Here is a 23,046-nt window from a genome sequence, read left to right as displayed (position 1 = left end):
CCGACAGGACTGCCACCTATGAACGAAGAGCCTTCAGCTCGGCCAGCTCGCGCTCAAGTTTTTCAATTCTGGCTTCAATCTTCGGTTCTGCGGTTTTGAAGCAAGCTCCGTCAAAGTGGCAAAATCCGTCTGCTGCGCAAAATCCGCCTGCATGCTGACACTTCATCATGGCCTTGGCGAACCGCTCGTGATGCAGATCAGTGTTTGCAAGAGGCCTAAGCCAGGCTTCACACGCCCAAGCCATACTCATCTCCATGAACAGATCGCGAACCCCGCGTGGGAGTTCGGTGGGATTCTTTGTCCCGCACGATGCAAATTCGTGCGGAAATCTCTGTTTGTTCTAATGGAGAGCGCCTGAGGGGTGAGGCGGAAAACTCTTTCGATTCAAAGAGTTTAATGGTCGGAGCGGCCGGATTTGAACCGACGACCCTTTGTCCCCCAGACAAATGCGCTACCAGGCTGCGCTACGCCCCGACTGCGCGGAGACATACGCAAACAGGGGTCTTGGTGCAACCCTGATTTTTGCGCCCAAGGATCAAACTGCAGGGAAAACTTCCCTGTCAGATCAGCATGTGGTTGCGATAGGTCGCCGCTCTCGGGTCGTTCCGGATGGCGGTCGAGAGCCCCCAGATGAGGCCGATCAGCAGGTAAAAGTGCCGCCAGTGGTCGGAATCGATGATCGCCGATTCCGCGACGACCATCGAAAACGTCGCAAGAACCGGTATCGCCATGAGCCGGTAGGGAGAGGGGCGAAGCACAGTGCCGACCCCTTTCCAGAGTGTCAGCGCAACGAGGATGTAATACATCAGCCCGCCGCCCCAGCCGTAGACGTGCAGCACCGACATATAGACGTTGTGCGGCTCCTCGACGATGCGCATGCGGCTGAATTCGCCCGGCCCGATGCCGAGCGGATGGTCTATCGCCAATTCCAGCGCATAGCCCTGTCGGCCGAAGCGCCCGGTCTCGCCAGTGTCATAATTCTGCGAAGACGCCCGCTGCTCGAAAAAGCGCCCCACCTGCGGCATCGAGAGGAGACCGCCAAGCGCGACGACCAGAAGGCCGGCGCCGATCAGCGTCATCATCAGGATGCGCACCTTATCCCGCGCATTGGACTCGAGCATGAAAACCAGCGCCAGCGTGATGATCGAGGAAGCTGCAAAATGCCCCCAGCCGCCGCGCGAGAAACTCACGAACACCCCGACGAACAGCACGAGATAGACACCCGCCGCAAAGACCGCCTGCCAGGCCCGTCCCAGCAGGACACGTTGCAGCGCAAACATCGCGGGCAAGACGAGGAAGGGCGCGTAAACGTTCGGATCCTTGAACGTTGCCTTGGCACGATCATAGCGCAGAAAGAAATCCGCGCCGGGCATGATGCGGAGATAGGCGAGGGTACCGATGATCGAGAGGATCACCGCGATCACCGTATAGGCGCCCATGATGACGCGGAACCGCTTCTCGGTGGCTTCGGCAACGTAATTGGCGACGAAATACGACGTTAGCAGCAAAAAGATCGTCACTGCCGTAAAGATCAGCGCGTCGTTGAGCGGCGCGATCCGCACTTGCAGGCACGCAATCAGCGCAAAGGGCGTAAAGCACATCAGGATGGCGAGTAGCCCGAAGGTCGAACGATAAAGCCCGAGCCCGGCCACGATCGCGACCGGCAGCACGAGGAGAAACATCACCTCATAGGGCGAAGGCTCGATGAGGACGATGCCGCCGGCAAAAATCCAGAGCGCCACGACCCCGTCGAGCAGTTTCATCGCCCGCTGGCGGATGAAATCGGCGCCGGGCCATCTCGAACCGGCGAGCGCAGGATCGAATGAGCCGGTGACGGTCAATACGCGTTCTCATTCTTGGCGATCAGCGAAACCGGCGTCATCAGCACGATGTATAGATCGAGCAGCAGGCTCCAGTTCTCGATATAGTAGAGATCGTGGTTCACGCGCTGCATGATCTTGTCGATCGTGTCGGTTTCCCCGCGCCAGCCATGGATCTGAGCCCATCCGGTCATGCCCGGCTTGACGCGATGGCGGGCGAAATAGCCTTCGACCGCCTCGTAATAGAGCTTGTTGTCGGCCTTGGCTTGTAGCGCATGCGGCCGCGGCCCCACCACCGAGAGTTCGCCGAGGAGCACATTGAAAAGCTGCGGCAGCTCGTCGATCGAGGTCTTCCGAATGAACCGGCCGACCCGGGTCACGCGCGGATCGCCCTTGGTCACGAGCTTCGTCGCGCCAGCATCGAGCATATCCGTCCGCATCGAGCGGAATTTATAGATGCGGATCAGCTGGTTATTAAAGCCATGCCGGTTCTGCACGAAGAACACCGGCCCCTTGCTCTCGAGCTTGATGGCGATCGCCGTCACCAGCATCACCGGCGACAGCAGCACCAGCGCGGTGATGGCGACGAACTTGTCGAACAGCCACTTGAAAACGAGGTTCCAGTCCGAGATCGGCCGGTCCGCCATGTCGAGCACGGGCACGCCGCCGACATAGGAGTAGGCCCTGTCGGTGAACTTGAGCTTGCTCATATGGGCCGAAAGGCGAATATCGACGGGCAGAACCCAAAGCTGGGTCAGCATGTCGAGCACGCGCTTTTCGGCCGAAAGCGGCATCGAGACGATGACGAGATCGACCGGCGTCAGCCGCGCAAATTCGATCAGGCTCGCGACCTTGCCGAGCTTGGCGAGGCCTGCCACCGAATCCGGCGAGCGCGCGTCATAGCGGTCGTCGAACAGCCCGAGCAGTTCGAGGTCCTTATCGGCGCCGTTGCGGATCTGCTCGATGAGGATTTCCGCGTCATGCCCGCCGCCGACGATCACCGTCCGGCGCTTGAGGCGCCCGAGATCGGTCCAGCGTAGCACGAGAAAGCGCAGCAGCAGCCGATAAAGGATGAGGAACACGGCGCCCGAAAGGAACCAGCTGAGGAGCCAGACGCGCGAAACCATGTCGCCCGCCTTGAAGAAGAAAATCCCCGCCGTTGCGACGATGATCACGCAAAGCCACACCGCCAGCACGCGGCCGAACTGCCCGACGACACGGCGATAGGTGGTGACCCGATGGGCGCGCAGTAGGTTGAGCCCGATATTGGTGGCGAGCACTGCGCCGAGGACGACGAGGAGATAAAAGCCCTCCTGTCCGCTCGGCACATAGGCCGCGTGAATGCCATAGCCGAGCACGGCCAGCGCGAAGGCTTCCATCGCCTGGGCAACGCCGACGATGATGGCGCCGGAATAGGTGCGTTCGACAGGACGCGCGGCGATCTCGGCAGCAGCAGCCGAAAGGCTGCGCGCTTCGGCAAGCCCCTCGGGCTCCCGCGCGGCATGATCCGCAATGGCCTGCTTAGGATCGACGCGAAACATCGGCTACCGGGTACTCGTTACTCAATTCCCGGCCGGATAGTGCGCCCCAATGCGTTTAAACTCGGTGAAGCGGGTTTTTAGCTTTGTCCCAACACATCGCGATAGAGCGCCTCGATCTGCCCCACCATCGCTTCGAGCGAAAACGCCTCTGCCACCCGCCTTCGCCGCAGGGCGAGTTCTGCCTCGAGCGCGTCCGGATGGTCCATGGCCGATTGCATGGCGGCCCGGAGTGCCGCTGCATCCCCCGGCGCCACCAGCGTATCGGTCGTGCCCGCAAAAATCTCCGGAATGCCGCCGACCTTGGTAGTGATGACCGGCAATCCGGCGGCCGTAGCTTCGAGCACGACATAGGGCATGGATTCGGCCAGCGACGGAATCACCGCGATCTTGCCCTGCGCAAAGACGTCGCGTGCCGGTTGGGAACCGACCAGCTTCACGCGGTCGGCAAGACCAAGCGCAGAGATCCGCTCTTCCAGCTCCAGCCTTTGCGGACCGTCTCCGGCCATGACAAGGCTTGCGGGCAGGCCATCGTGCCGCTTCACCCCGGCAAGAGCTTCGACCAGCGGGAAGATCCCCTTGAGTTCGCGCAATTCGCCGACAAAAACGAAGTCGGCCGACCTGTCCTCTGGTGCGATCGGCTCGAATTCTGCCGTCCCGAGCCCATTATAGATGATCTCCGTCCGGCAGGTAGGCGGGGTGATCAACCGGCTATAGGTGTCGCGCGCAAAACCGCTTTCGAAGATGATCGCCCCGGTCTGGCTCAGGAGCTTTCGTTCAAGCCAGTGAAAGAGCTGCCCGCTTCGCGAGCTGGGCGAAAAATGGAGGACGCCGCCATGGGGTGTGTAGAGGGCCGAAGGCCGCCTGCGTCCCAAATGCGCGAGCCTGACGTAGAATCCGCCTTTCGCGCCGTGGCCGTGTAGAATGTCGATGGAAAGCGATCCGGCAAGCTTGCGCACGGCAAGCGGCGTCGTCAGGTCGCCTTTGCCGAGCACCCGCGGCATCGGCATGGGGTGAATGCCGAGCTCGGCAAATTCGGCGAGCGCTGCCAGCCGTTGTTCGGTCTGCGCGTCGCTCGCCAGGGAATCGACGACGAGGCCAACGCTATGGCCTTTCTTGCTCAGCGCCCGCGTCAGATCTGCGACATGGCGAAAGAGCCCCCCGACGGGAGCCCGCATCACCTGCAGGATGCGCAGGGGTCTGTCCATGCCGGTCAGAACCAGCGTTCGGAAACGACCACGGTGTCGCCGGGATAGATCGGGAAGTCGAGGTCGACACTGCCCCGGACCATTTCGTTGCCCTGACGGCGATAGACCGTCACCTGGCCGCGATCTGCCGTGTCCGTATAGCCGCCGGCTGTGCTGATGGCAGCGCGTACCGTCATATAGGGCACATAGGAGAACTGCCCCGAGGTCCGTACCGCGCCCTGGATGAAGAACGGCCGGTATTCGGCCACTTCTACCGCAACATTGGGGTTGCGCAGATAGCCATTGGCGAGCGCACCGGCAAGGCGGGAGGCCGCGGCGGCAGTTGTCTGCCCGCGCACCTGCACCTGACCGACGAGCGGGAAGGCGATCGCGCCGCTATCGGCAACGCGATAGGTATTGCTCAACTCCTGGTCACCATAGACGGTGACGCGCACCAGATCGCCGGTGTCGAGCGTATAGGGTCCTGTTGGTTCCACGAAATAGGAAGCAGGGCGCGTCGTGGCGCAGCCTGCAAGAGGCACCATCAGTGTCAGAGCGAGAATGGGCAGCCAGCGCATGTTTGATCCGCGCGTTTGAGTGGCCCTCAGTGTTTCGCTGTTATGGTTAAGATTTTGCTTATGGCGCGATCACTTGCTGCAGTATCCTGATGGGGTTAACTGAATTTTGACTACGATGGCACATGCTTGGCTCCATGATGAGGAGCTATCGTGAGCGAATACGCCCCGACGATGCGCGATGCGCGAATTGATGTTGCTGCAGTTTTCGCTGCAGTTGGCCGCCGTCTGCCGCGGATAATCATTGTTACTTTGGTGGTGCTGGCCGTCACCTTCCTCATCTTGATGATGATGCCGAGGCTTTATGAGTCATCGGCCTCCATCCTGGTCGAGCCGCGCGCCAATGCCTATACGCGCGCCGCCAACGAACAGGCGCCATCGAGCGTGGCGAGCGACGCCAGTGTCGTTTCGAGCCAGATCGAACTGATCAAGTCCCGCGACACGCTTCTCGGCGTCATCGACAAGCTCGATCTGCGCTCCAAGCCCGAATTCAACGGTAGCCAGTCCGGCTTTTCCCCGCTCGGCGTCATCATGCAGCTCATCGGCCGCAGCGCTACGCCGGTCAGCGTCGACGAGCGCGTCATCAATACGCTTTACGAGCGCATGACGGTCATCCAGGAGCGTGATTCCCGCATCATCACCATCCTGGTTCGCTCGGTCGATCCCGAACTTGCCGCTGAGATCGCCAACGCCGTCGCCCAGGCCCACGTCGAACGGCGGGCGCAGCTGACCCTCTCCGATACGGCCGAGGCGTCCAGCTGGCTTAGCGATGAAATCGCGCGCCTCCGCGTTTCCGTCCAGGAAGCAGAATCGGCCGTTGCCAAATATCGCGTCGACAACGATCTTTTCGTCGTCGGCACCAACAATACGAGCCTGCTCGATCAGCAGCTTTCGACCATCTCCTCGCAGATCACAGCCGCCCAGGAGCGCAAGAACACCGCGCAGTCCCGCGCCGCCGTCATTCGTGGCCTTCTGTCGCGCGGCCAGCCGATCGAAAGCATTGCCGACGCGCGCAATTCCGCAGTGATCCAGCAGCTCAGCCAGGAAAAGGCGCGGCTCCAGGGCCAGCTTGCCCAGCTTTCGGCGACGCTGCTGTCGAGCCACCCCAATATTCGCGCCCTCAACGCCCAGATTTCCGAGCTCGATGGCCGCATCAACCAGGAAGGTTACCGCGTCGCCGAAGCGCTGGAAGCCGAAGCCCAGGTCGAAGCCGATCTTGAAGCCTCGCTGCAGGCCGATCTCAGCCGCTTCAAGCAGACCGCTTCCACGGCAACGCAGGATACCGTCACGCTCGATAGCCTCCAGCGTGAAGCCAAGGCCCAGCGCGACCTGCTCGAAGCCTATCTCCTGCGCTACACCGAAGCCTCGTCGCGCGGTGAAGCCGGCTCCGCCTTGCCGGACGTTCGCGTCGTCACCGAAGCCGCGCCTTCCGTCACGCCGGCCTTTCCCAAGAGTGCGCTGATCCTCGCCGGCGTCGGCATCGTCACGTTCGTCATTCAGTTCGGCGCCGTCGTCTTCGGCGAATTGATGTCTGGCCGTGCTCTCCGCCCCATCGAGCCCTACATGCCGGTCCGCGCCACCACCCGTCGCGAAACCGTCGAAGAAGTCTATGAAGACGATGTCGGTCACGAAACGCACGTCTCGTCTGTTGCGGTCGAGGAAGTTGTCGAACCCGAATACGTGCCTGAAGCTGCACCCATCTACGAACCCGAGCCGGTCCTCGAAGCCGATTCGGTTTACGAGGAAGTCGATACAACTGTGCCGGTGCCGCCTTCGCCGGCCCCCGCGCCAACTCGGCTTGTGGATTTCCAGCATGCCCCCGCTGCCTCGGAAAGCGCGCGCATGCTTCTCCAGGAACTGGCTGAGCGCCGCGCCCAGCGCGAAGCTGCTCGCGCTGCCCTCGAAGATGCGTCGGAAGAAGATGCCGAGACGGTCACGCCCATGGTCGCCAAGGCACCACGCACAGTAGCCGGCTTCGTTCGCTACGCGGACCTTGCAGCCGATCTCGTGCTCGGCAAGACCCATCTCCTGCTGCTCGCCGACCATGGCCGCGATGAACCCGGCCGCCGCATGGCAGACGCCTTGGTCTCCGACGCGCTGTCCAAGGGTCTCAGCGTTGTATTGGTTGACGGGGGCAGTGGTCACCAGGGCGATGAGCCTGGTCTTTCCGATCTCAGCACCAACGAAGCCGGCTTCGGTGATGTCGTCCAAAAATCGGCCGATCAGAGTTTTGCCGAAGTCGCCTGGGGCAGGGGCGAAACCATCGATCGCACCTCCTCCAAGCCGGTGACCTTGGTTGAAGCGCTCGGCGATATCTATGAAGTCGTCGTCGTGCTGACCGGCCGTGTCGGTGGCCGGTCGAGCCTGCCGATCTTTGCCGAGCTGGGTGGCCGCGTCGTGCTGGTCACGTCAGGCGCCGAAGATCCAGACTCCGCCGAAAATGTCCGCGGCCAGCTGATCGAAGCCGGACTCGAACGCGTCGAAATTTCTGCCCTTGATGATGCGGTTGCCGCCTGACCACGGAAAGGCGCCGCCATGTCTTTGAAATATACGGCGATCCGGACGGCCTTCGAGCTTCTCTGGCTGTCCGGATTGCCGCGCCTTTCGCGACTTCTGTCGGCCTCGCGCGGCGTCATCTTTACGCTCCATCGCGTCCTGCCGACCGACCCGCCGGATTTTTCGCCCAACGCCATCCTGCAGGTGCGGCCGGATTTTCTCGACTATGTCATCGAGCGGATGCGTGACACCGGCATCGACATCGTCACGCTCGACGAAGCGATCGAACGCCTCGCGGCGCCGCAGAAAACGCGTCCCTTCGTCGTACTCACCTTCGACGACGCCTATCGCGACAATCTGCAATATGCGCTGCCGATTCTCCGGCAGCATGAAGCGCCCTTCACCCTTTATGTGCCGACCGCCCTCGTCGACGGTGTCGGTGAACTGTGGTGGCAGGCGATCGAAGACATCATCGCTCGTCAGAAGGCCGTCGCCTTCACCGATGGCGACGATGTCGAATATGTCGATACGGACACCACCGCTCAAAAGAACGACGCCTTCAATCGCCTCTATTGGCACATGCGGAAACTCCCCGAGATCGAGCGCCGCGCGCTTCTCACGGATTTCACCGACAAATACGGCTATGATCTCGAAAGACAGTGCCGCGACCTGATCATGAGCTGGCAGGAGCTGCGTCTCTTTGCCGGTGAACCGCTCTGTACCATTGGCGCGCACACCGTTCACCACTATGAGCTGGCCAAGCTCCCCTCCGACGAAGCGCGTCGCGAAATGGCTCAATCGGTGGACGTGATCCAGGCCCAGTTCGGCATCCGGCCGACACACTTTTCCTATCCATTGGGCGGCCCGCTTTCCTGTGGTCCGCGCGAATTCGGCTTTGCCCGCGACCTCGGCTTTACGACGGCCGTGACCACGCGCCCCGGCGGCCTTTACCCAAAACATCTAGAGAGCCTGCAAGCTTTGCCGCGCGTATCTCTCAATGGCTATTTCCAGCAGCGCCGCTATGTCGACGTATTCGCCAGTGGCGGCCTTTTCACCATGCTCGGCAAAGTGACCGGTTGACCGTCACGGTTGCGGATCGGGCCGCGCCATCCACCTGATGATCGCCATGGCCGGAAGCATCCATCCCATACCGGCAATGATGAAGTACGCGATCAGCACGAACCAGGGCAGCTCCGGCGGGAAGGCGAGGTAGATCGACGTCGCCAGACTGGCCCAAACGAAGATCGAGGCGACACAGGCGAGGGCGCCGATCAATTTGCGAGTACGTTGGGTCATCTGCGGCATCTACGCTGTTGCGACGGACTGTTGCCGGGATTACCACTCCGCCAGCCTCATCGATACCGGAATGTTACCGTGACCACCGACCAGAATGCCGCACTGGGACAGATCAGCTACGCGAGCGATCGCTTGCGGCCCGTCCGCATCTGGCTTTATAGCCTCGCAGCCTTCGTTCTGCTGATCGTTGTTGTCGGCGGTATCACGAGGTTAACGGAATCGGGTCTTTCGATAACGAGCTGGAAACCGATCTCGGGGACTATTCCGCCGCTCAACGATGCGCAGTGGCAGGCCGAATTCGACGCCTATAAGCAGATCCCGCAATATTCCGTTCTCAACTCCTGGATGTCGCTTGATGATTTCAAGTACATCTTCTTCTGGGAATGGCTGCATCGCCTTCTGGCGCGCACGCTCGGGCTGATCTTCATCGTGCCTTTCGCAGTATTCCTGTTCCAGAAGCGCCTGCCGCGTCATCTGGCAATGCCATTATTTATCCTTTTCGTGCTTGGTGGCTTTCAGGGCTTCCTCGGGTGGTGGATGGTCTCGTCGGGATTGTCAGAATTGACCTCCGTTTCTCAATATAGACTTGCCGCCCACCTGACGGCCGCCTCGCTGCTCTTCGTCGCCCTGATCTACGTCGCCCGCAGCATCGAGCCCGGCCGGGCGCTTGGGCGCGTCCGTCCGTGGCATCTGGTTACCGCTATCGTCTTGGGAATCCTGCTGATTATCCAGATCGGGGCAGGGGCCTTCGTTGCCGGGCTGGATGCTGGCATGGGCTACAACACCTGGCCGCTCATGGATGGTGCCCTTGTTCCCGGCGGACTTTTCGCCATGGACCCCGCCTGGCGCAACTTCTTCGAAAACGCCCTGACGGTCCAATTTATCCACCGCACCATCGCCTATGTTATAACGGGCTACGTCGCCTTCCTTATTTGGCGTCGCAACAAGGATGGCGGCTTCGGTGGCGTCCACGGCTGGCTGCCGCGCATCGGCGTTTTGGTGCTGCTGCAAGTATGCCTCGGCATCGCGACGCTCCTCGCCAGCGTCCCGATTTCCCTGGCCGTCGGCCACCAGTCGCTCGCCTTCATGCTGGCCGGCGCCGTCTCTGCCTACATCGCCGACATGCGTCGGGTGAAATAGACAGCCAGGTAGGAAATACGGTAACATAATACCGCAATCATAAGTCATTGAATTCATTGATAGAAAAGAGGGCTATTGACGCGCGGCAGATTCCCCCATACACGAGCCGCCGAACATGCGGTTCTCCTTCGTTTGAAGGGGCTGCATCCCAGCTTTTTCTAGGGAATTCCAACAATGACCACTTACTCGGCAAAACCGAGCGAGATCGAAAAGAAGTGGGTCCTGATCGACGCCGAAGGGCTTGTCGTGGGCCGTCTTGCTTCGATCATCGCTTCGCGTCTCCGTGGCAAGCACAAGCCGACCTTCACGCCGCATATGGACATGGGTGACAACATCATCGTCATCAATGCCGACAAGGTGAAGCTCACCGGCCGCAAGCTCGATCAGCACCGCTTCTACTGGCACACCGGCTATCCCGGTGGCATCAAGGACCGCACCGCTCGCGAGCTGCTCGAAGGCCGTTTCCCCGGCCGCGTTCTCGAAAACGCCGTGCGCCGCATGATGCCGGGTGGCCCGCTGACACGCGCCCAGCTCAAGAACCTGCGCGTCTATGCCGGTTCCGAGCACCCCCATGAAGCGCAGAGCCCGAGCAAGCTCGACGTCGGCGCAATGAACTCCAAGAACGTCCGGGTGAAGTAATATGGCTGAAACCATCAACTCCCTCGAAGCCCTGGGCACTTCCGCTGCTGCACCCGCCGCCAATACCGCGCCGGTCCACGTGCAGAAGCTCGACTCCCTCGGCCGCGCCTATGCCACCGGCAAGCGCAAGAACGCCGTTGCCCGCGTCTGGATCAAGCCCGGCAAGGGCAAGGTCACCGTGAACGGCCGTGAATTCGCCGCTTACTTTGCCCGCCCGGTTCTGCAGCTCATCGTCAAGCAGCCGATCGTCGCCACCGAGCGTCTCGACCAGTATGACGTCACCGTCACGGTCGCCGGTGGTGGTTTGTCCGGTCAGGCCGGTGCCGTGCGTCACGGCATCTCCAAGGCCCTCAACTACTTCGAGCCGGCTTTGCGCCCGACCCTGAAGAAGGGTGGCTTCCTGACCCGCGATAGCCGTGTTGTTGAACGTAAGAAGTACGGTAAGGCCAAGGCCCGCCGCTCCTTCCAGTTCTCGAAGCGCTAAGCGTCTCGAACATCATCTTTGCAAAGGGCCGGGAAACCGGCCCTTTTCTTTTATTGCTTCAGCCTTACATCCTTGCCGCCATGTCCAGCCTCGTCACCCGATTTCACCTGCTGATCTTTGCCGTGACGCTGTCGATCACGGCGGTCTGCCTTTTTCGCATTCCCGAGGACTTTGCTTTCCCGGCCCATTGGCATGGCTCCGGCGCCGATTGGCTCTGGCCGCGAGACCCGGCCCTAACGATAGCTCCGATCGTCCAGCTGACGCTGATGGGAGCCTTTCATGGCCTCGACTGGCTCTTGACTCCCAACCATCTGGCCAAGGTTCGGCATATTCTTGATCCGGCCCTGAGCCTGCTTCTGGTCGTTCCGGCAGCCTGCCAGCTCGCCTTGCTCTTCATTGGCATCGGGTCGGATCTGGATCTCTTCCGCGGCGTGGCTATCGGACTTGCCGCAACGCTGGCACTTTTGGGTCTCGTCCTCTTCACGGCTGAACGCCACAGCTATGCCGGCCTCCGCATGCCCTGGCCGATCCCTTCCGATCGTGCCTGGACGCTCGTTCATCGGCTCAGCGGAATAGCCTCGATCCTCGCCGCAATCGTGCTGGCTGCGCTCGCCTGGTTCGATGTCGGGCCGGGCATTCTTGTGATGTCCTTTGCGCTGACTCTGGCTGTGCTCCCGATCGTCGCTGGCGCCGTGACGCTGATCGCTCGACAGGTATGACGAAGTTCGTTTGCTGAAGGCGTTTCCATCCCGGCGCAGTGAGGCTGCTCTAAAAGTCTTAAAAGGGGAGACGGCGCCTCGCCTTTTCCTTTATGTGGTCGCTATCAATGGATAAAACGCCGCCGCAACAGGATTGGAGTGCAGCTTTATGGTGCAACGGTTGGGCGCCTGGGACGGCCGACGTCGAGCAATTTCTCTGGGCATTTTTTCAAATGCCGTTGGTGCACTGGCCGCTGCGGGCGCTGCGATCGCCGCATGGCTGACGACATCGTCCGGGGCGGATCTCACCCAATGGGCGCTCATCCTTGCCGGGGTAGGGGGCGTCTTTGTTGCCAAGGGCACGATCATACTGGCGCTGGCCGAACGGCGCCCGACCCAATCGTCGCATGATGACGCTGCCCATCAGCTCAATACGCTCGAAAACCGCATGACCGCACGTCACAAGGCCCTGGTCGATCGCGTCAATCAACTCGAAGCCGAACTGGCTCAGCTCCGCGCCAGCGCCTGAACTAAACCGCTTTCTTTAGCGAAAGCTTCTTGGCCTTGGATTTGCGCGCTGCCTTGGTTGCGCGCGGCACGAAATTGGCCATCACGCGCTCGATGACCTTGATGGCCTTATCGGTGCCGTCCTCGCTCCGGAGTGTTTCGGCGAGCGTAGCCGCGTTACGGCGATAGGATTCGTTGCTGTTGAGGTCCGCCAGCGCTTCGGCCAGCGATTCCGCCGTGAGCTTACGAAGGCGGATCGGCTTTGGCCCGCAGCCGAGCTCGAAGACCCGGCGGCCCCAATAGGGTTGATCCATGGCCTGTGGCACGACGAATGTCGGCCGGCCCAGATGCAGACCCGCGGAAGTGGTCCCGGCGCCACCGTGGTGCACAACCGCGCTGACATAGCGGAAGAGCCGATCGTGCGGCGCCTTCTCGATCGGGAAGATCGTATCCGGCAGGTCCCGTGGATCGATGCCGCCCCAGCCGCGCGCGACGACTGCGCGGCCGCCCCAGAGCGCAACGGCTTCCTTCAGGATACGGGTGTTGCGCTCGGCGCCGAACGGCATAGATCCAAAGCCGATATAGACGGGGGCCTCGCCAGCCGAGAGAAAGGCTTCGAACTCCGGCGTCGGCTCCCAGCTGCTCCGGTCGCGCAGGTTCCAGTAGCCCGTGACCAGTGCCGTGCGCGGCCAGTCGCGTGGACGCGGGCTCACTGCGGCTGAATAGGCGTAAAGGGTCGTCAGGGGCGAGCCGTCGGTATTGGTGAAAACGCCGCCCATGTTCCGCGCCTCAAGCCCCATGAGTTCCCGGCGCAGACGATTGCGCGGCAGGTTCCAATAGGCCTGCTGCATGGTGGCGGCAGTATAGGAAAGCTTGTTCAGCGTCGGGCCGAGATCGTCTGCCACGTAATACATCGAGAGCGGGAATTCGCTGGTCGAATTGAGCGGCTGCAGCGCGGTCATGATCGCCGGCACCTTGAGCGCTTCCGCGATATCGATGCCGAAGCTGGTGTTCATGTTGACGATGATGGCATCGGAGCCCTGGCTCATCCGCCAGGCCGCACGCGCCGCAGTGTCGATGATCTGCTGGCCCTGCTTGAGCATCCAGGGTCCGTTGATGAGCATGGCGCTGCTGCTCATTGCGTTTTCAAAGCGGGTTTCCTTGAGGAAAGACTGGATGGAAGGCCCGAGCGAATGGAACTCAATTCCGTAGCCCTTGACGAGGCCTTCGAACTCCTCGGTTGCGCCGAGCACGACGCCATAGCCACGTTCCTGCAGCGCCAGAGACAGCGCAAGGTAGGGTTGAACGTCGCCTTGCGTGCCGATGGTCACCAGGGCAATGCGCTTCAAGTTTTCAACCTCTTCATCCGCCGCTGAACCCGAAGGTTGTTGCCCTTCGAGCCATTTACAAGACCCCGCGAAGGAATTATGAACGGCCTGTCGATTGTTGCATTCCTTACAAAAACGACCTTCGAAGGGCAAGAGACATGGTGTCTCCATTCACTGTTGCATTGGTTCGAGCACCGCTCGCCGGCATGGTGATCGCTATTCCGGCCGCGGTTGCGGCGGCAAGCGCCCGATAGCTCTTCCCGCGTGGCCACCTGCTGGCCGGGAAGAGCCGAATAGATCGTGTCGGTCCCGCAAGGGGCTCTTTAACCCATCTAAAACCATAATTCCGCGATAATCCGCGTCTCTCTTGAGCCGCCTGCGCTCTGCGCGTCGCGATCAGTCCAGGGTCTTCCAAAGACCTGCCGAGGAATCACATGAGCGAAGTCTTCCATCGCATCCGCCGCCTGCCGCCCTATGTTTTTGCCCATATCGATCCGATCAAGGCCAAGGCGCGCGCCGAAGGCGTCGACATCATCGACCTGGGCATGGGCAACCCCGATATGCCAACTCCAGAGCACATCGTCTCGAAGCTCCAGGAAACGGTGAAAGACCCGCGCACCCATCGCTATTCCACTTCCCGTGGCATTCCCGGCCTTCGCAAGGCTCAGGCGAGCTATTATGGCCGCCGCTTCGGCGTAAAACTCAATCCCGACACCCAGGTCGTCGCGACCCTCGGGTCCAAGGAAGGTTTTGCCAATATGGCTTCGGCCATCACCGCCCCGGGCGATGTGGTGCTGGTGCCGAACCCGACCTATCCGATCCACTCTTTCGGCTTCATCATGTCGGGCGGTGTGGTCCGCTCCATGCCTGCCGAGCCGGGGGAGGATTTCATGCGCGCGCTCGATCGCGGTGTGCGCCACTCGATCCCGAAGCCCATCGCGCTGGTTCTCAACTACCCGGCCAACCCCACGGCCTACACTGCCGATCTCGATTTTTACGCCGAGGTCGTCAAATATTGTAAGCAGCACGACATCTTCATCCTCTCCGATCTCGCCTATTCCGAGATCTATTTCGACGAGAAGGATCCGCCGCCCTCGATCCTCCAGATCCCCGGCGCCATGGATATTTCGGTGGAGTTCACCTCCATGTCGAAAACCTATTCCATGCCCGGCTGGCGTGTCGGCTTCGCCGTCGGCAACGAACGCCTGATCGCGGCGCTCGCCCGCGTCAAATCCTATCTCGACTACGGTGCCTTCACGCCTATTCAGGTCGCCGCCGTTGCCGCGCTCAATGGCTCCGATGATGTCATCGAAGAGGTCCGCAAGGTCTACAAACACCGCCGCGACGTCATGGTCGAAAGCTTCGGTCGCTCAGGCTGGGATATCCCTGTGCCAAAGGCCACCATGTTCGCCTGGGCGCCGATTCCGGCTCAGTTCGCCCATCTAGGCTCGCTCGAATTCGCCAAGCTCCTCGTGCAGGAAACCGGCGTCGCCGTCGCTCCCGGCGTCGGCTTCGGCGAATATGGCGATCAATATATCCGCCTCGCCTTCGTCGAAAACGAACAGCGCATCCGCCAAGCCGCCCGCAACATCAAGAAGCTGCTCGGCACCAAGGGCGACCAGAGCAATATCGTCCCGCTGGCCGCGGCGACGAAGTAAAGTAATGCAAGTCACTTGTGACCAACTCGGTTGTCGCCCCGGCGACGGCCGGGGCCTATCCTGACATATCAAGATGGATCCCGGCTCAGGCCCAGGATGACATTCGGTGTGTAGGCAGTAAGCGCCGTAGCGCGCCGTGAGAAACCCGCGTGGATGCAGATCTGACCGCCGCCATGCATTGCGGCTATTTCGATAGAGGCGTTTGCCGCTCCTGCACACGCATGGGCACGCCTTACGGAATTCAGCTCGAAGCCAAGCTCGCCAATGCCCGCACTTTACTCGCTGCCTGGCCCGATGCCGAATGGCTTTCCCCCATGGCCAGCCGCCCCGACGCTTTTCGCAACAAGGCCAAGATGGTCGTCGGCGGCACGCCCGATGCCCCCACGCTGGGCATTCTCGACGCCGCCCAACATGGCGTCGATCTCACCGGCTGCGGCATCCTCACGCCGGGCCTACGCTTCGCGTTCTATCCCATCAAATCCTTCATCACTCTCGCCCGCATTGCCCCCTATGATGTGCCCACGCGCCGGGGCGAGCTCAAGCACGTCCTCCTGACCGAATCCGCTGCTGGCGAGCTGATGCTCCGCTTCGTGCTTCGCTCGACCGAAGCGCTCAGCCGCGTACAAAAGCACCTGCCGAGCCTGCTCACAGCGCTCCCCCAACTCGCCGTCGTCACTGCCAATCTTCTCCCCGAGCACAAGGCCGTCCTCGAAGGCGCGGAAGAAATCCGGCTTAGCGGCAACGAGACGCTCGAAATGCGCCTTGGCGACCGCGTCCTCCACCTACGCCCCGCCAGCTTCTTCCAAACCAATACTGAAATCGCCAAGGGTCTCTATCTCCAGGCCCGTGACTGGATCGATCAAGCCGGCGCGAAATCCATCCTGGACCTCTATTGCGGGGTAGGGGGCTTTGCCCTCCACGTCGCCGCCCCCGGCCGCCGCGTCCACGGCATTGAACTCAGCGCCCCTGCGGTCGAATCCGCTCGTCTCAGCGCCACCGAAGCCGGCCTCACCGATGTCACCTTCTCCGTCGGCGACGCCACCGCCTTTGTGGCGGCTGAAGTGCCAGACGCCATCATTGTCAACCCGCCCCGCCGCGGCCTCGGTGACAAGCTCTGCCAGACCCTCGAATCCTCTGCGGCCGGCACCATCATCTATTCCAGCTGCAACGCGGCCACGCTCGCCAAAGACCTCGGCGCAATGCCCGCTTATGGTCCCACCGTCTTCCGTCTGTTCGATATGTTCCCCCAGACGGACCATTACGAAGTGATGGTCCTCCTGCAGCGCCGTCAGGCCACTCGTCCAAAAAATACATGACACGCTAAGTCACCTTTCGTATGGAGAGTGATCTCTATGCAAAGGATGGCCCATTATGTTCCGCCAGACCCTCTTAGCCTTCGTTGCGGCCACGGTTTTCGTTGCCGCCGCGCAAGCGCAGTCCTTCCCCGTCACAATCGAGCATGCCCTGGGGTCGACCACGATCGAAGCCCAGCCTGAGCGCGTCGTGACCTGGGGCTGGTCTGCTCAAGATGTGACGATCGATCTCGGCGTTGCGCCTGTCGGCATGCCGTTCTTTGCCTATGGCGGTGGCGAAGACGGCATTTTGCCGTGGACGGAAGCCGCCATAGCAGAGCGTGGCATGGACATGCCGGCCATCCTCCCCAATGTCACCGAACCGCCCATCGAAGCCATCGCCGCCTTGGCGCCCGATGTCATCCTCGCGCCCTATTCGGGCCTGACGCCGGACGAATATGCTCTCCTCAGCAACATCGCCCCTGTCGTCGCTTATCCCGAAAAGCCGTGGTTCGCGAGCTGGCAGCAGGTCGTGACCATGACTGGCGAAGCACTCGGCCGCTCTGCCGAGGCAGAAAAGCTCGTGGCCGATACGGAAACCTTCCTCAAGGCCGAACTCGCCAAATACCCCGACGCGCCGGGGACCGTTTTTGCCAATGTGGTCAACCGCAACGACGGCCAGGTGTCGGTTCGCCTCGAGGGCGATCCCCGCGTTCAGCTTTTCGCTGATATCGGCCTCGTGCCATCAGAAGCCCCGAAGGACGCGGCGATCAATGACACCGGCATCGCCTATGCCGTGAGCTACGAGAACTTCGACAAGATCCCCGGCGAAATGCTGCTCATCTTCTTCAATGATCAGAAGTCGGCCGATGACTTTTTCGCCCTGGATCTCATCAAGCTCTCGCCGCTTGTGTCCAAGGGCGCCTACACGAAACTGATCGGCGAGGAACTCACCATGGCCGTCAGTGGCGCGGTGACGCCGATTTCGCTGCGCTGGGGTTTTCCGCAGGTTGCCGAAGAAGTCGGCCGCGCCGCAATGGCGGCAAAAGCGGAATAAACGACGCTCAACGCCTGGCCGCCAAATATCCTATTGACGGCTAGGCAAGTTCCTATGCAGATGTCGCCACCATGAGCGATATCCAGTCTTTCCGCCAATCCGTTGAGTCTTTCATTTCCGCGCGCGGTTGGACACCTACCCGTTTCGGCCGCATCGTCGCGGGCGATCCGCTCTTCGTCTTCGATCTCCGCGATGGCCGCGAACCACGCAGCGAAACCCGATCGCGCATCCTCAAGGCCATGGCTGAATTCGGCGAGACCGAGACGCTCTCGCCGCTCCGCATCGGTGTGGCCGGTCTCGGCAATGTCGGCGCGACGCTGGTCCGTATCCTTCAAAAGGATGGGGCTGAACTCAACAAGAAGCTCGGCCGCCAGCTGCAGGTGACAGCCGTCGCCGCGCGCTCTCGCTCGCGCGATCGCGGCATCGATATTTCCGGCGTCGAATGGTTCGATGATCCGGTTGCCCTCGCCAAATCCGACAGCATCGATCTCTTCGTCGAACTGATCGGCGGCGAAGATGGCCCGGCTTTTGCCGCCGTCAAATCCGCCCTCGAAATCGGCCGCCCCGTCGTCACGGCCAACAAGGCGCTCCTCGCCAAACACGGCGTGACCCTCGCCAAACTCGCCGAAGAATCCGGCGCCCAACTCGGCTTCGAAGCTGCAGTTGCCGGCGGCATCCCCGTCATCAAGACCCTCCGCGAAGGCCTCGGTTCTGCCCGCATCGCCAAGGTCTTTGGAATCATGAACGGCACCTGCAATTACATCCTCACCCGCATGGGCAATGAAGGCATTTCCTTCGCCGATTGCCTCAAGGATGCGCAGGCGCTCGGCTATGCCGAAGCGGATCCCACCTTCGATGTCGAAGGGTTCGATACCGCCCACAAGCTCTCGATCCTCGCCACGCTCTGCTTTGGCTACGAAATCGCGCCCGACAAGATGCGCGTCGAAGGCATTTCCCGCATAACCCAGCACGATATCCAGGTTGCTGCCGACCTCGGCTACAAGATCAAGCTCCTCGGTATCGCCGAGCGCACCGAAAATGGCATCGAGCAGCGCGTCCACCCGACCTTCGTGCCCAAGGGCTCGGCCATTGCCGGCGTCGATGGTGTCATGAATGCGGTGGCCCTCGAAACCGACCACGTCCACGAACTACTTCTCGCCGGTCCCGGCGCCGGTGGCCCACCGACGGCGTCTTCCGTCCTCTCCGATATCCTCGACATTGCCCGTGGCACCCGCGTGCCTCCGCTCGGCGTGCCGAGCGACGAACTGCTCCCTTATCGCGAAGCGCCCTCCCGGGCCCATGAAGGCGGCTTCTACATCCGCCTCAGCGCCAAGGACGTCCCCGGCGCGCTCGCAGCGATCACCACGCGCATGGGCGAAAAGGCGATTTCCATCGACTCCGTCATCCAAAGGTCTGATCTCGCAGCCAAAGCTGTCGCACCCGATGGCACGCCGGCCCGGACCGTCGTAATGATTACCCAGAAGACCATGGAGTCGTCGGTGCGGGACGCGCTTGCGCAAATCGCCGCAGACGGCTTTATCGTTGGCGAACCACAATTGATCCGCATCGAAATGCTCTGATCATTTCGGGGGCGAGGGGACAAAATGAAGCTCAGCAAGGCCGACGACGCCCGCAGCCCGGCCAATCTTCATCGCACCCTGACCCTCGAAATGGTCCGCGTCACCGAACGCGCCGCCGTCGCCGCAGCCGAGTGGCGCGGCAAGGGCGATGAAAAGGCCGCGGACGATGCTTCCGTCGCCGCAATGTCAAAGGAATTGGAGCGCGTTTCCGTCGCTGGCCGCATCGTCATCGGCGAGGGCGAGCAATACGAATGCGACCACCTCTATGTCGGCGAAACTGTCGGCGCCGATGAAGGTCCCGAAGTCGATATAGCCGTCGATCCTCTTGAAGGCGTCACCCTCTGCGCCAAGAATCAGCCGGATTCCCTGGTGGTGCTTGCCATGGCCGAGCGCGGTGGTCTGCTCAACGTTGCCCGCAACGTCTACATGCACAAGATCGCCATCGGCGCCGAATACGCGCCCGAAACCGTGCATATCGAGTGGTCCGCCACCGAAAACGTCAAGGCGCTCGCCAAGGCCAAGGGCGTTCCGGTCTCCGAAATCACCGCCATCGTCCTCGATCGCCCCCGCCACGCCGGCCTCCTCGAAGAGCTGCGCACCGCCGGTGTTTCCGTAAAACTCCTCAGCGATGGCGACATTGCCGGCGTCATCCACGCGGTCAATACCGAAGACACCGGTGTCGATATCTATCTCGGCTCCGGCGGTGCCCCCGAAGGCGTTCTTGCCGCCGCCGCCCTCCGCTGCATCGGCGGCCAGATGCAGGGCAAACTGATCCTCGATACGCCCGACAAGCGCGCCCGCGCGCGCGAAATGGGCATTACCGATCCCAACCGCATCTACGATGTCAGCGAACTTGCCGCCGGCGACGTCCTCTTTTCCGCCACCGGCATCACCGACGGCTCTCTCGTCGAAGGCGTAAAGCTCCGCCGTCATTGGGTCGAAACCAATACCGTCGTCATGCGCTCGTGGAGCCAGACCACCCGCTGGATCAAGGCCCGCCACGCGCGCTGAGCTTTTGATTCGTGCACCCTTTCTTGGAGTAAAACCATGTTCTCCCACGTCATGATCGGCAGCAACGACCTCGCCCGATCCAAGGAATTCTATGACGCCACCTTCGTCGCCCTCGGCGGCAAGCCGGGCGAAATGGATGCGGGCGGCCGATTGGTCTATGCCCACGAAGGCAGCCGTCTCATGGTGACTACACCCATCAACGGCCAACCAGCCACCGCCGCCAATGGGGGCACCATCGGCATTTTCGCCGAATCCGCAGACCACGTTCGCGCCTGGCACAGCGCCGGTACTGAAAACGGCGGCACCTCCGCCGAAACCCCACCCAATCTGCGCCCCATCGGCGTCTTCGTCGCCTATCTCCGCGACCCCGACGGCAACAAACTCTGCGCCCGCACGCGCCCGCCAAAATAAGCCCCATCGACCTCGGTGATCCGAAAGGTGGCCGGGTTTCAACCCCGGTGGCGATTGCGTTGATTGCGAACCTCTTCTGAGCTTGTAGATTTACGCAATGACACACGATCTGAACCCTGATCCGGGAAGCGCGCAAATCCGGCTTTCGCCGGACGCGGCGCTTGTGCTCTTCGAGCTTCTTTCTCGCTGGTCCAGTGACGAGGGCGCCAGCACGCCAGACGAGGCGTGTTTCGAAAGCCCCGCAGAAATCGGGGTCCTCCACGGATTGCTGGCGGAATTGGAAACGCAATTGAGCGCGCCCTTCCAAGCCGATTATCCTCTGCTGCTAAAGGAAGCTCGCGATCGCCTCAGAGACACTTGGAGCGGGCGGACGTTGCGGGATTAGCTGCTTCACGAATATCTGTTCGACCAACATCCCCGATCGTCCCGGCGATCTGCCTCTAACCATCCCGCAACCCCTTCCACCCCCGCCTCAAATCGCCTAACACCAGCCCATGCTGGAAACGCGCCGAAATTTTCTCGATGTCAGCCAGTCGGTCCTCGGCCGCGCCTGGGTCGACCGTCTCGATATCGCCGGCAGCCGCCTCGCCACCGCCATTTCCCAGCGCACCGGCATTTCCGACATCGTCGCGCGCATCCTGGCTGGTCGTGGCGTCGAGCTCGATGCGGCCGAAGCCTACCTCGAGCCGACGATCCGCAATCTCATGCCGGACCCGTCGACCCTGACGCAGATGGACGACCTCGCGACCCGCCTGGCCCAGGCCGTTGCCGACAATGAATCCATCGCCCTTTTCGGCGATTACGACGTCGATGGCGCGAGTTCCTGCGCCCTCATGGTGCGATATCTCGCCCATTTCGGCCTCACGCCACAGGTCCATATTCCCGATCGCATTTTTGAAGGCTACGGCCCCAATATCGCGGCCATGGACAAGCTGATCGATGCCGGCGCCACGCTCATCATCACGCTCGATTGCGGCACCACCAGCGATGGCCCCATCGCTCACGCCCGCAATCGCGGCGTCGATGTCCTCGTCATCGATCACCACCTTTCCGATCACGACCTCCCGCCCGCAACGGCCCTGGTCAATCCCAACCGCCCGGACGACATTTCAGGCCTAGGCTATCTCTGTGCCGCCGGCGTTACCTTCATGGTCCTCGTCGCCGTCAATCGTGCTCTCCGCCAGCGCGGAGATACCGGGCTTCCCGATCTGCTGCGCTTGCTCGACATCGTTGCCCTCGGCACTGTCTGCGATGTCGTCCCGCTCGTTGGTCTCAACCGCGCCTTCGTCATCCGCGGCCTCGAAGTCGCGCGTCGCGGCGACAATCGCGGCATGTCGGCTCTCGCGCTCGCTTCCCGCGTCAGCGGTCCGCTCAATCCATATCATCTGGGCTTTCTCATCGGCCCGCGCATCAATGCCGGCGGCCGCATCGGCAATGCCGCCCTCGGCACTCAGCTTCTCTCGCTCGACGATGAGCACCAAGCTCTCGTCATCGCCGCCAAGCTCGATGAACTCAATACCGAGCGCCAGCGCATCGAGGTCGAAGCCGTCGAAGAAGCCACTGCTGTCGCCGCCGCCGAAATCGTCAGCGGGGAGGGGCCGCCGGTCCTCGTCCTCGCCTCCGCCAATTGGCATCCGGGGGTCGTCGGCCTCATCGCCGCGCGTCTCAAGGAGCGCTTCGAGCGCCCCGCCTTCGCCATTGCCCTGCATCCCGATGGTACGGGCACAGGCTCCGGCCGCTCCATGCCCGGCGTCGACCTCGGCAGCGCCGTCATCGCCGCCGTCGAAACCGGCCTCATCCCCAAGGGCGGTGGCCATGCCATGGCGGCTGGCGTCACCCTGCGCCCCGGCGATCTCGGCCCGTTCCGCTCTTTCATCGCCGATCAATTAAGTCAGAGCGTTGCCACAGCCCGCGCCGCGTCTGCGCTCAAGATAGACGCAGCGCTGACGGCCCGCGGCGCGACGGTTGATCTCCTCCACACCATCGAGCGCGCCGGCCCGTTCGGCTCCGGCAATCCGGCGCCGGTGTTCGCCTTTCCCGCCCATCGTGCGCGCTTTGCGCAGGTGGTTGGAAAAGGGGGCCATGTCAGTTTTTCGCTCACCTCCGAAGACGGCGCCCGCCTGAAAGCCATCGCCTTCCGGGCCGCAGGCACGCCTTTGGGCGACATGCTCTTGCGCGATGGCGAACAGAGCCTCCATTTCGCCGGAAGCCTCGCGATCGATCACTATCAGGGCCGCGAACAGGTGCAGTTTCGCTTGATCGATATCGCGCGATTACCGCGCTAGCCCGAAACTTGCGGCTGATCCAATACGTAGCTTCGTTCGTAGTT

21 protein-coding genes and 1 tRNA gene are annotated in these 23,046 nt (G+C 61.9%); 14 read left to right on the top strand and 8 right to left on the bottom strand.

Annotated elements, in window-relative coordinates; all coding sequences use genetic code 11:
- Positions 1-16: 16 nt before the first annotated feature.
- From VW35_RS02175 to VW35_RS02150, 6 genes are all read right to left on the bottom strand, one after another.
- Positions 17-244, bottom strand: coding sequence for a hypothetical protein (locus VW35_RS02175; RefSeq protein WP_152662432.1), 228 nt, complete (start codon positions 242-244; stop codon positions 17-19).
- Positions 245-397: 153 nt separating this feature from the next.
- Positions 398-474: transfer RNA gene (locus tag VW35_RS02170), tRNA-Pro, on the bottom strand.
- Positions 475-560: 86 nt separating this feature from the next.
- The gene (locus VW35_RS02165; RefSeq protein WP_046141345.1) at positions 561-1,841 is read right to left on the bottom strand and encodes an O-antigen ligase family protein; all 1,281 of its coding nucleotides are present in this window, start codon (positions 1,839-1,841) and stop codon (positions 561-563) included.
- Positions 1,838-3,361 carry an undecaprenyl-phosphate glucose phosphotransferase gene (locus VW35_RS02160; protein WP_046141344.1) on the bottom strand — a complete coding sequence of 508 codons (1,524 nt, stop codon included), beginning with the start codon at positions 3,359-3,361 and terminating at the stop codon, positions 1,838-1,840. The genes VW35_RS02165 and VW35_RS02160 overlap by 4 nt, the downstream gene beginning before the upstream one ends.
- Positions 3,362-3,438: 77 nt before the next feature.
- Positions 3,439-4,566, bottom strand: coding sequence for a glycosyltransferase family 4 protein (locus tag VW35_RS02155; RefSeq protein WP_046141343.1), 1,128 nt, complete (start codon positions 4,564-4,566; stop codon positions 3,439-3,441).
- Between the two features lie 5 nt (positions 4,567-4,571).
- On the bottom strand, positions 4,572-5,123 hold the full coding sequence (locus tag VW35_RS02150) for a polysaccharide biosynthesis/export family protein (RefSeq protein WP_046141342.1): 552 nt from the start codon (positions 5,121-5,123) through the stop codon (positions 4,572-4,574).
- A gap of 150 nt (positions 5,124-5,273) precedes the next feature.
- Between VW35_RS02150 and VW35_RS02145 the strand changes: the two genes are divergently transcribed.
- Both VW35_RS02145 and VW35_RS02140 read left to right on the top strand, forming a co-directional pair.
- Positions 5,274-7,637 (top strand): GumC family protein, encoded by a 2,364-nt coding sequence (locus VW35_RS02145; protein ID WP_152662431.1) that lies wholly within the window; start codon positions 5,274-5,276, stop codon positions 7,635-7,637.
- 18 nt (positions 7,638-7,655) lie between these two features.
- Positions 7,656-8,696, top strand: coding sequence for a polysaccharide deacetylase family protein (locus VW35_RS02140; RefSeq protein WP_046141340.1), 1,041 nt, complete (start codon positions 7,656-7,658; stop codon positions 8,694-8,696).
- A gap of 3 nt (positions 8,697-8,699) precedes the next feature.
- Here VW35_RS02140 and VW35_RS02135 read toward each other — a convergent pair whose 3' ends face one another.
- A complete protein-coding gene (locus tag VW35_RS02135) occupies positions 8,700-8,912 on the bottom strand; it encodes a DUF2842 domain-containing protein (RefSeq protein ID WP_046141681.1) in 213 nt (70 codons plus the stop codon).
- Positions 8,913-8,990: 78 nt separating this feature from the next.
- Here VW35_RS02135 and VW35_RS02130 point away from each other — a divergent pair, with 78 nt between their 5' ends.
- The 5 genes from VW35_RS02130 to VW35_RS02110 all read left to right on the top strand — a co-directional run bounded on the left by VW35_RS02130 (position 8,991) and on the right by VW35_RS02110 (position 12,402).
- Positions 8,991-10,052: a COX15/CtaA family protein gene (locus tag VW35_RS02130; protein WP_046141339.1), complete on the top strand. Its 1,062-nt coding sequence runs from the start codon at positions 8,991-8,993 to the stop codon at positions 10,050-10,052.
- 174 nt (positions 10,053-10,226) lie between these two features.
- Complete coding sequence (rplM, locus tag VW35_RS02125) at positions 10,227-10,691, top strand: 50S ribosomal protein L13 (protein WP_046141338.1); 465 nt, start codon at positions 10,227-10,229, stop codon at positions 10,689-10,691.
- Between the two features lies 1 nt (position 10,692).
- On the top strand, positions 10,693-11,175 hold the full coding sequence (gene rpsI, locus VW35_RS02120; protein ID WP_046141337.1) for a 30S ribosomal protein S9: 483 nt from the start codon (positions 10,693-10,695) through the stop codon (positions 11,173-11,175).
- 80 nt (positions 11,176-11,255) lie between these two features.
- Positions 11,256-11,894 carry an SdpI family protein gene (locus tag VW35_RS02115; RefSeq protein ID WP_046141336.1) on the top strand — a complete coding sequence of 213 codons (639 nt, stop codon included), beginning with the start codon at positions 11,256-11,258 and terminating at the stop codon, positions 11,892-11,894.
- A gap of 148 nt (positions 11,895-12,042) precedes the next feature.
- A complete protein-coding gene (locus VW35_RS02110) occupies positions 12,043-12,402 on the top strand; it encodes a hypothetical protein (protein WP_046141335.1) in 360 nt (119 codons plus the stop codon).
- 1 nt (position 12,403) lies between these two features.
- On the opposite strand, the gene VW35_RS02105 is transcribed toward VW35_RS02110, so the two are convergent.
- A complete protein-coding gene (locus tag VW35_RS02105) occupies positions 12,404-13,729 on the bottom strand; it encodes a glycosyltransferase (RefSeq protein WP_052951435.1) in 1,326 nt (441 codons plus the stop codon).
- A 413-nt stretch (positions 13,730-14,142) separates the two neighbouring features.
- Between VW35_RS02105 and VW35_RS02100 the strand changes: the two genes are divergently transcribed.
- The 7 genes from VW35_RS02100 (at position 14,143) to recJ (ending at position 23,002) form a co-directional block, all read left to right on the top strand.
- Complete coding sequence (locus VW35_RS02100) at positions 14,143-15,366, top strand: LL-diaminopimelate aminotransferase (protein ID WP_046141334.1); 1,224 nt, start codon at positions 14,143-14,145, stop codon at positions 15,364-15,366.
- Positions 15,367-15,515: 149 nt separating this feature from the next.
- Positions 15,516-16,682 (top strand): methyltransferase domain-containing protein, encoded by a 1,167-nt coding sequence (locus tag VW35_RS02095; RefSeq protein WP_200896855.1) that lies wholly within the window; start codon positions 15,516-15,518, stop codon positions 16,680-16,682.
- Positions 16,683-16,737: 55 nt separating this feature from the next.
- The gene (locus VW35_RS02090) at positions 16,738-17,715 is read left to right on the top strand and encodes an ABC transporter substrate-binding protein (protein WP_046141332.1); all 978 of its coding nucleotides are present in this window, start codon (positions 16,738-16,740) and stop codon (positions 17,713-17,715) included.
- A 239-nt stretch (positions 17,716-17,954) separates the two neighbouring features.
- Positions 17,955-19,295 (top strand): homoserine dehydrogenase, encoded by a 1,341-nt coding sequence (locus VW35_RS02085; RefSeq protein ID WP_046141679.1) that lies wholly within the window; start codon positions 17,955-17,957, stop codon positions 19,293-19,295.
- A gap of 24 nt (positions 19,296-19,319) precedes the next feature.
- On the top strand, positions 19,320-20,306 hold the full coding sequence (gene glpX, locus VW35_RS02080; protein ID WP_046141331.1) for a class II fructose-bisphosphatase: 987 nt from the start codon (positions 19,320-19,322) through the stop codon (positions 20,304-20,306).
- Between the two features lie 36 nt (positions 20,307-20,342).
- Positions 20,343-20,717: a VOC family protein gene (locus VW35_RS02075; RefSeq protein ID WP_046141330.1), complete on the top strand. Its 375-nt coding sequence runs from the start codon at positions 20,343-20,345 to the stop codon at positions 20,715-20,717.
- Positions 20,718-21,211: 494 nt separating this feature from the next.
- The gene (gene recJ, locus VW35_RS02065; protein ID WP_046141328.1) at positions 21,212-23,002 is read left to right on the top strand and encodes a single-stranded-DNA-specific exonuclease RecJ; all 1,791 of its coding nucleotides are present in this window, start codon (positions 21,212-21,214) and stop codon (positions 23,000-23,002) included.
- The last annotated feature ends 44 nt before the right edge of the window (positions 23,003-23,046 follow it).

It is taken from the genome of Devosia soli (assembly GCF_000970455.1).
GTDB classification, from domain to species: Bacteria; Pseudomonadota; Alphaproteobacteria; order Rhizobiales; family Devosiaceae; genus Devosia; species Devosia soli.
Note: the sequence above shows the minus strand (reverse complement) of the source record. Positions and strands in the feature narration are given on the sequence as shown.

Excerpts from the sequence above, each read along its gene's own strand:
- VW35_RS02175 (WP_152662432.1), bottom strand. The coding sequence starts at position 244 with ATGGCTTGGGCGTGTGAAGCCTGGCTTAGGCCTCTTGCAAACACTGAT.
- rpsI (WP_046141337.1), top strand. The coding sequence starts at position 10,693 with ATGGCTGAAACCATCAACTCCCTCGAAGCCCTGGGCACTTCCGCTGCT.
- VW35_RS02075 (WP_046141330.1), top strand. The coding sequence starts at position 20,343 with ATGTTCTCCCACGTCATGATCGGCAGCAACGACCTCGCCCGATCCAAG.
- VW35_RS02150 (WP_046141342.1), bottom strand. The coding sequence starts at position 5,123 with ATGCGCTGGCTGCCCATTCTCGCTCTGACACTGATGGTGCCTCTTGCA.
- rplM (WP_046141338.1), top strand. The coding sequence starts at position 10,227 with ATGACCACTTACTCGGCAAAACCGAGCGAGATCGAAAAGAAGTGGGTC.
- VW35_RS02155 (WP_046141343.1), bottom strand. The coding sequence starts at position 4,566 with ATGGACAGACCCCTGCGCATCCTGCAGGTGATGCGGGCTCCCGTCGGG.
- glpX (WP_046141331.1), top strand. The coding sequence starts at position 19,320 with ATGAAGCTCAGCAAGGCCGACGACGCCCGCAGCCCGGCCAATCTTCAT.
- VW35_RS02135 (WP_046141681.1), bottom strand. The coding sequence starts at position 8,912 with ATGACCCAACGTACTCGCAAATTGATCGGCGCCCTCGCCTGTGTCGCC.
- VW35_RS02110 (WP_046141335.1), top strand. The coding sequence starts at position 12,043 with ATGGTGCAACGGTTGGGCGCCTGGGACGGCCGACGTCGAGCAATTTCT.
- VW35_RS02115 (WP_046141336.1), top strand. The coding sequence starts at position 11,256 with ATGTCCAGCCTCGTCACCCGATTTCACCTGCTGATCTTTGCCGTGACG.
- VW35_RS02140 (WP_046141340.1), top strand. The coding sequence starts at position 7,656 with ATGTCTTTGAAATATACGGCGATCCGGACGGCCTTCGAGCTTCTCTGG.
- VW35_RS02090 (WP_046141332.1), top strand. The coding sequence starts at position 16,738 with ATGTTCCGCCAGACCCTCTTAGCCTTCGTTGCGGCCACGGTTTTCGTT.
- VW35_RS02085 (WP_046141679.1), top strand. The coding sequence starts at position 17,955 with ATGGCTGAATTCGGCGAGACCGAGACGCTCTCGCCGCTCCGCATCGGT.
- recJ (WP_046141328.1), top strand. The coding sequence starts at position 21,212 with ATGCTGGAAACGCGCCGAAATTTTCTCGATGTCAGCCAGTCGGTCCTC.
- VW35_RS02160 (WP_046141344.1), bottom strand. The coding sequence starts at position 3,361 with ATGTTTCGCGTCGATCCTAAGCAGGCCATTGCGGATCATGCCGCGCGG.
- VW35_RS02100 (WP_046141334.1), top strand. The coding sequence starts at position 14,143 with ATGAGCGAAGTCTTCCATCGCATCCGCCGCCTGCCGCCCTATGTTTTT.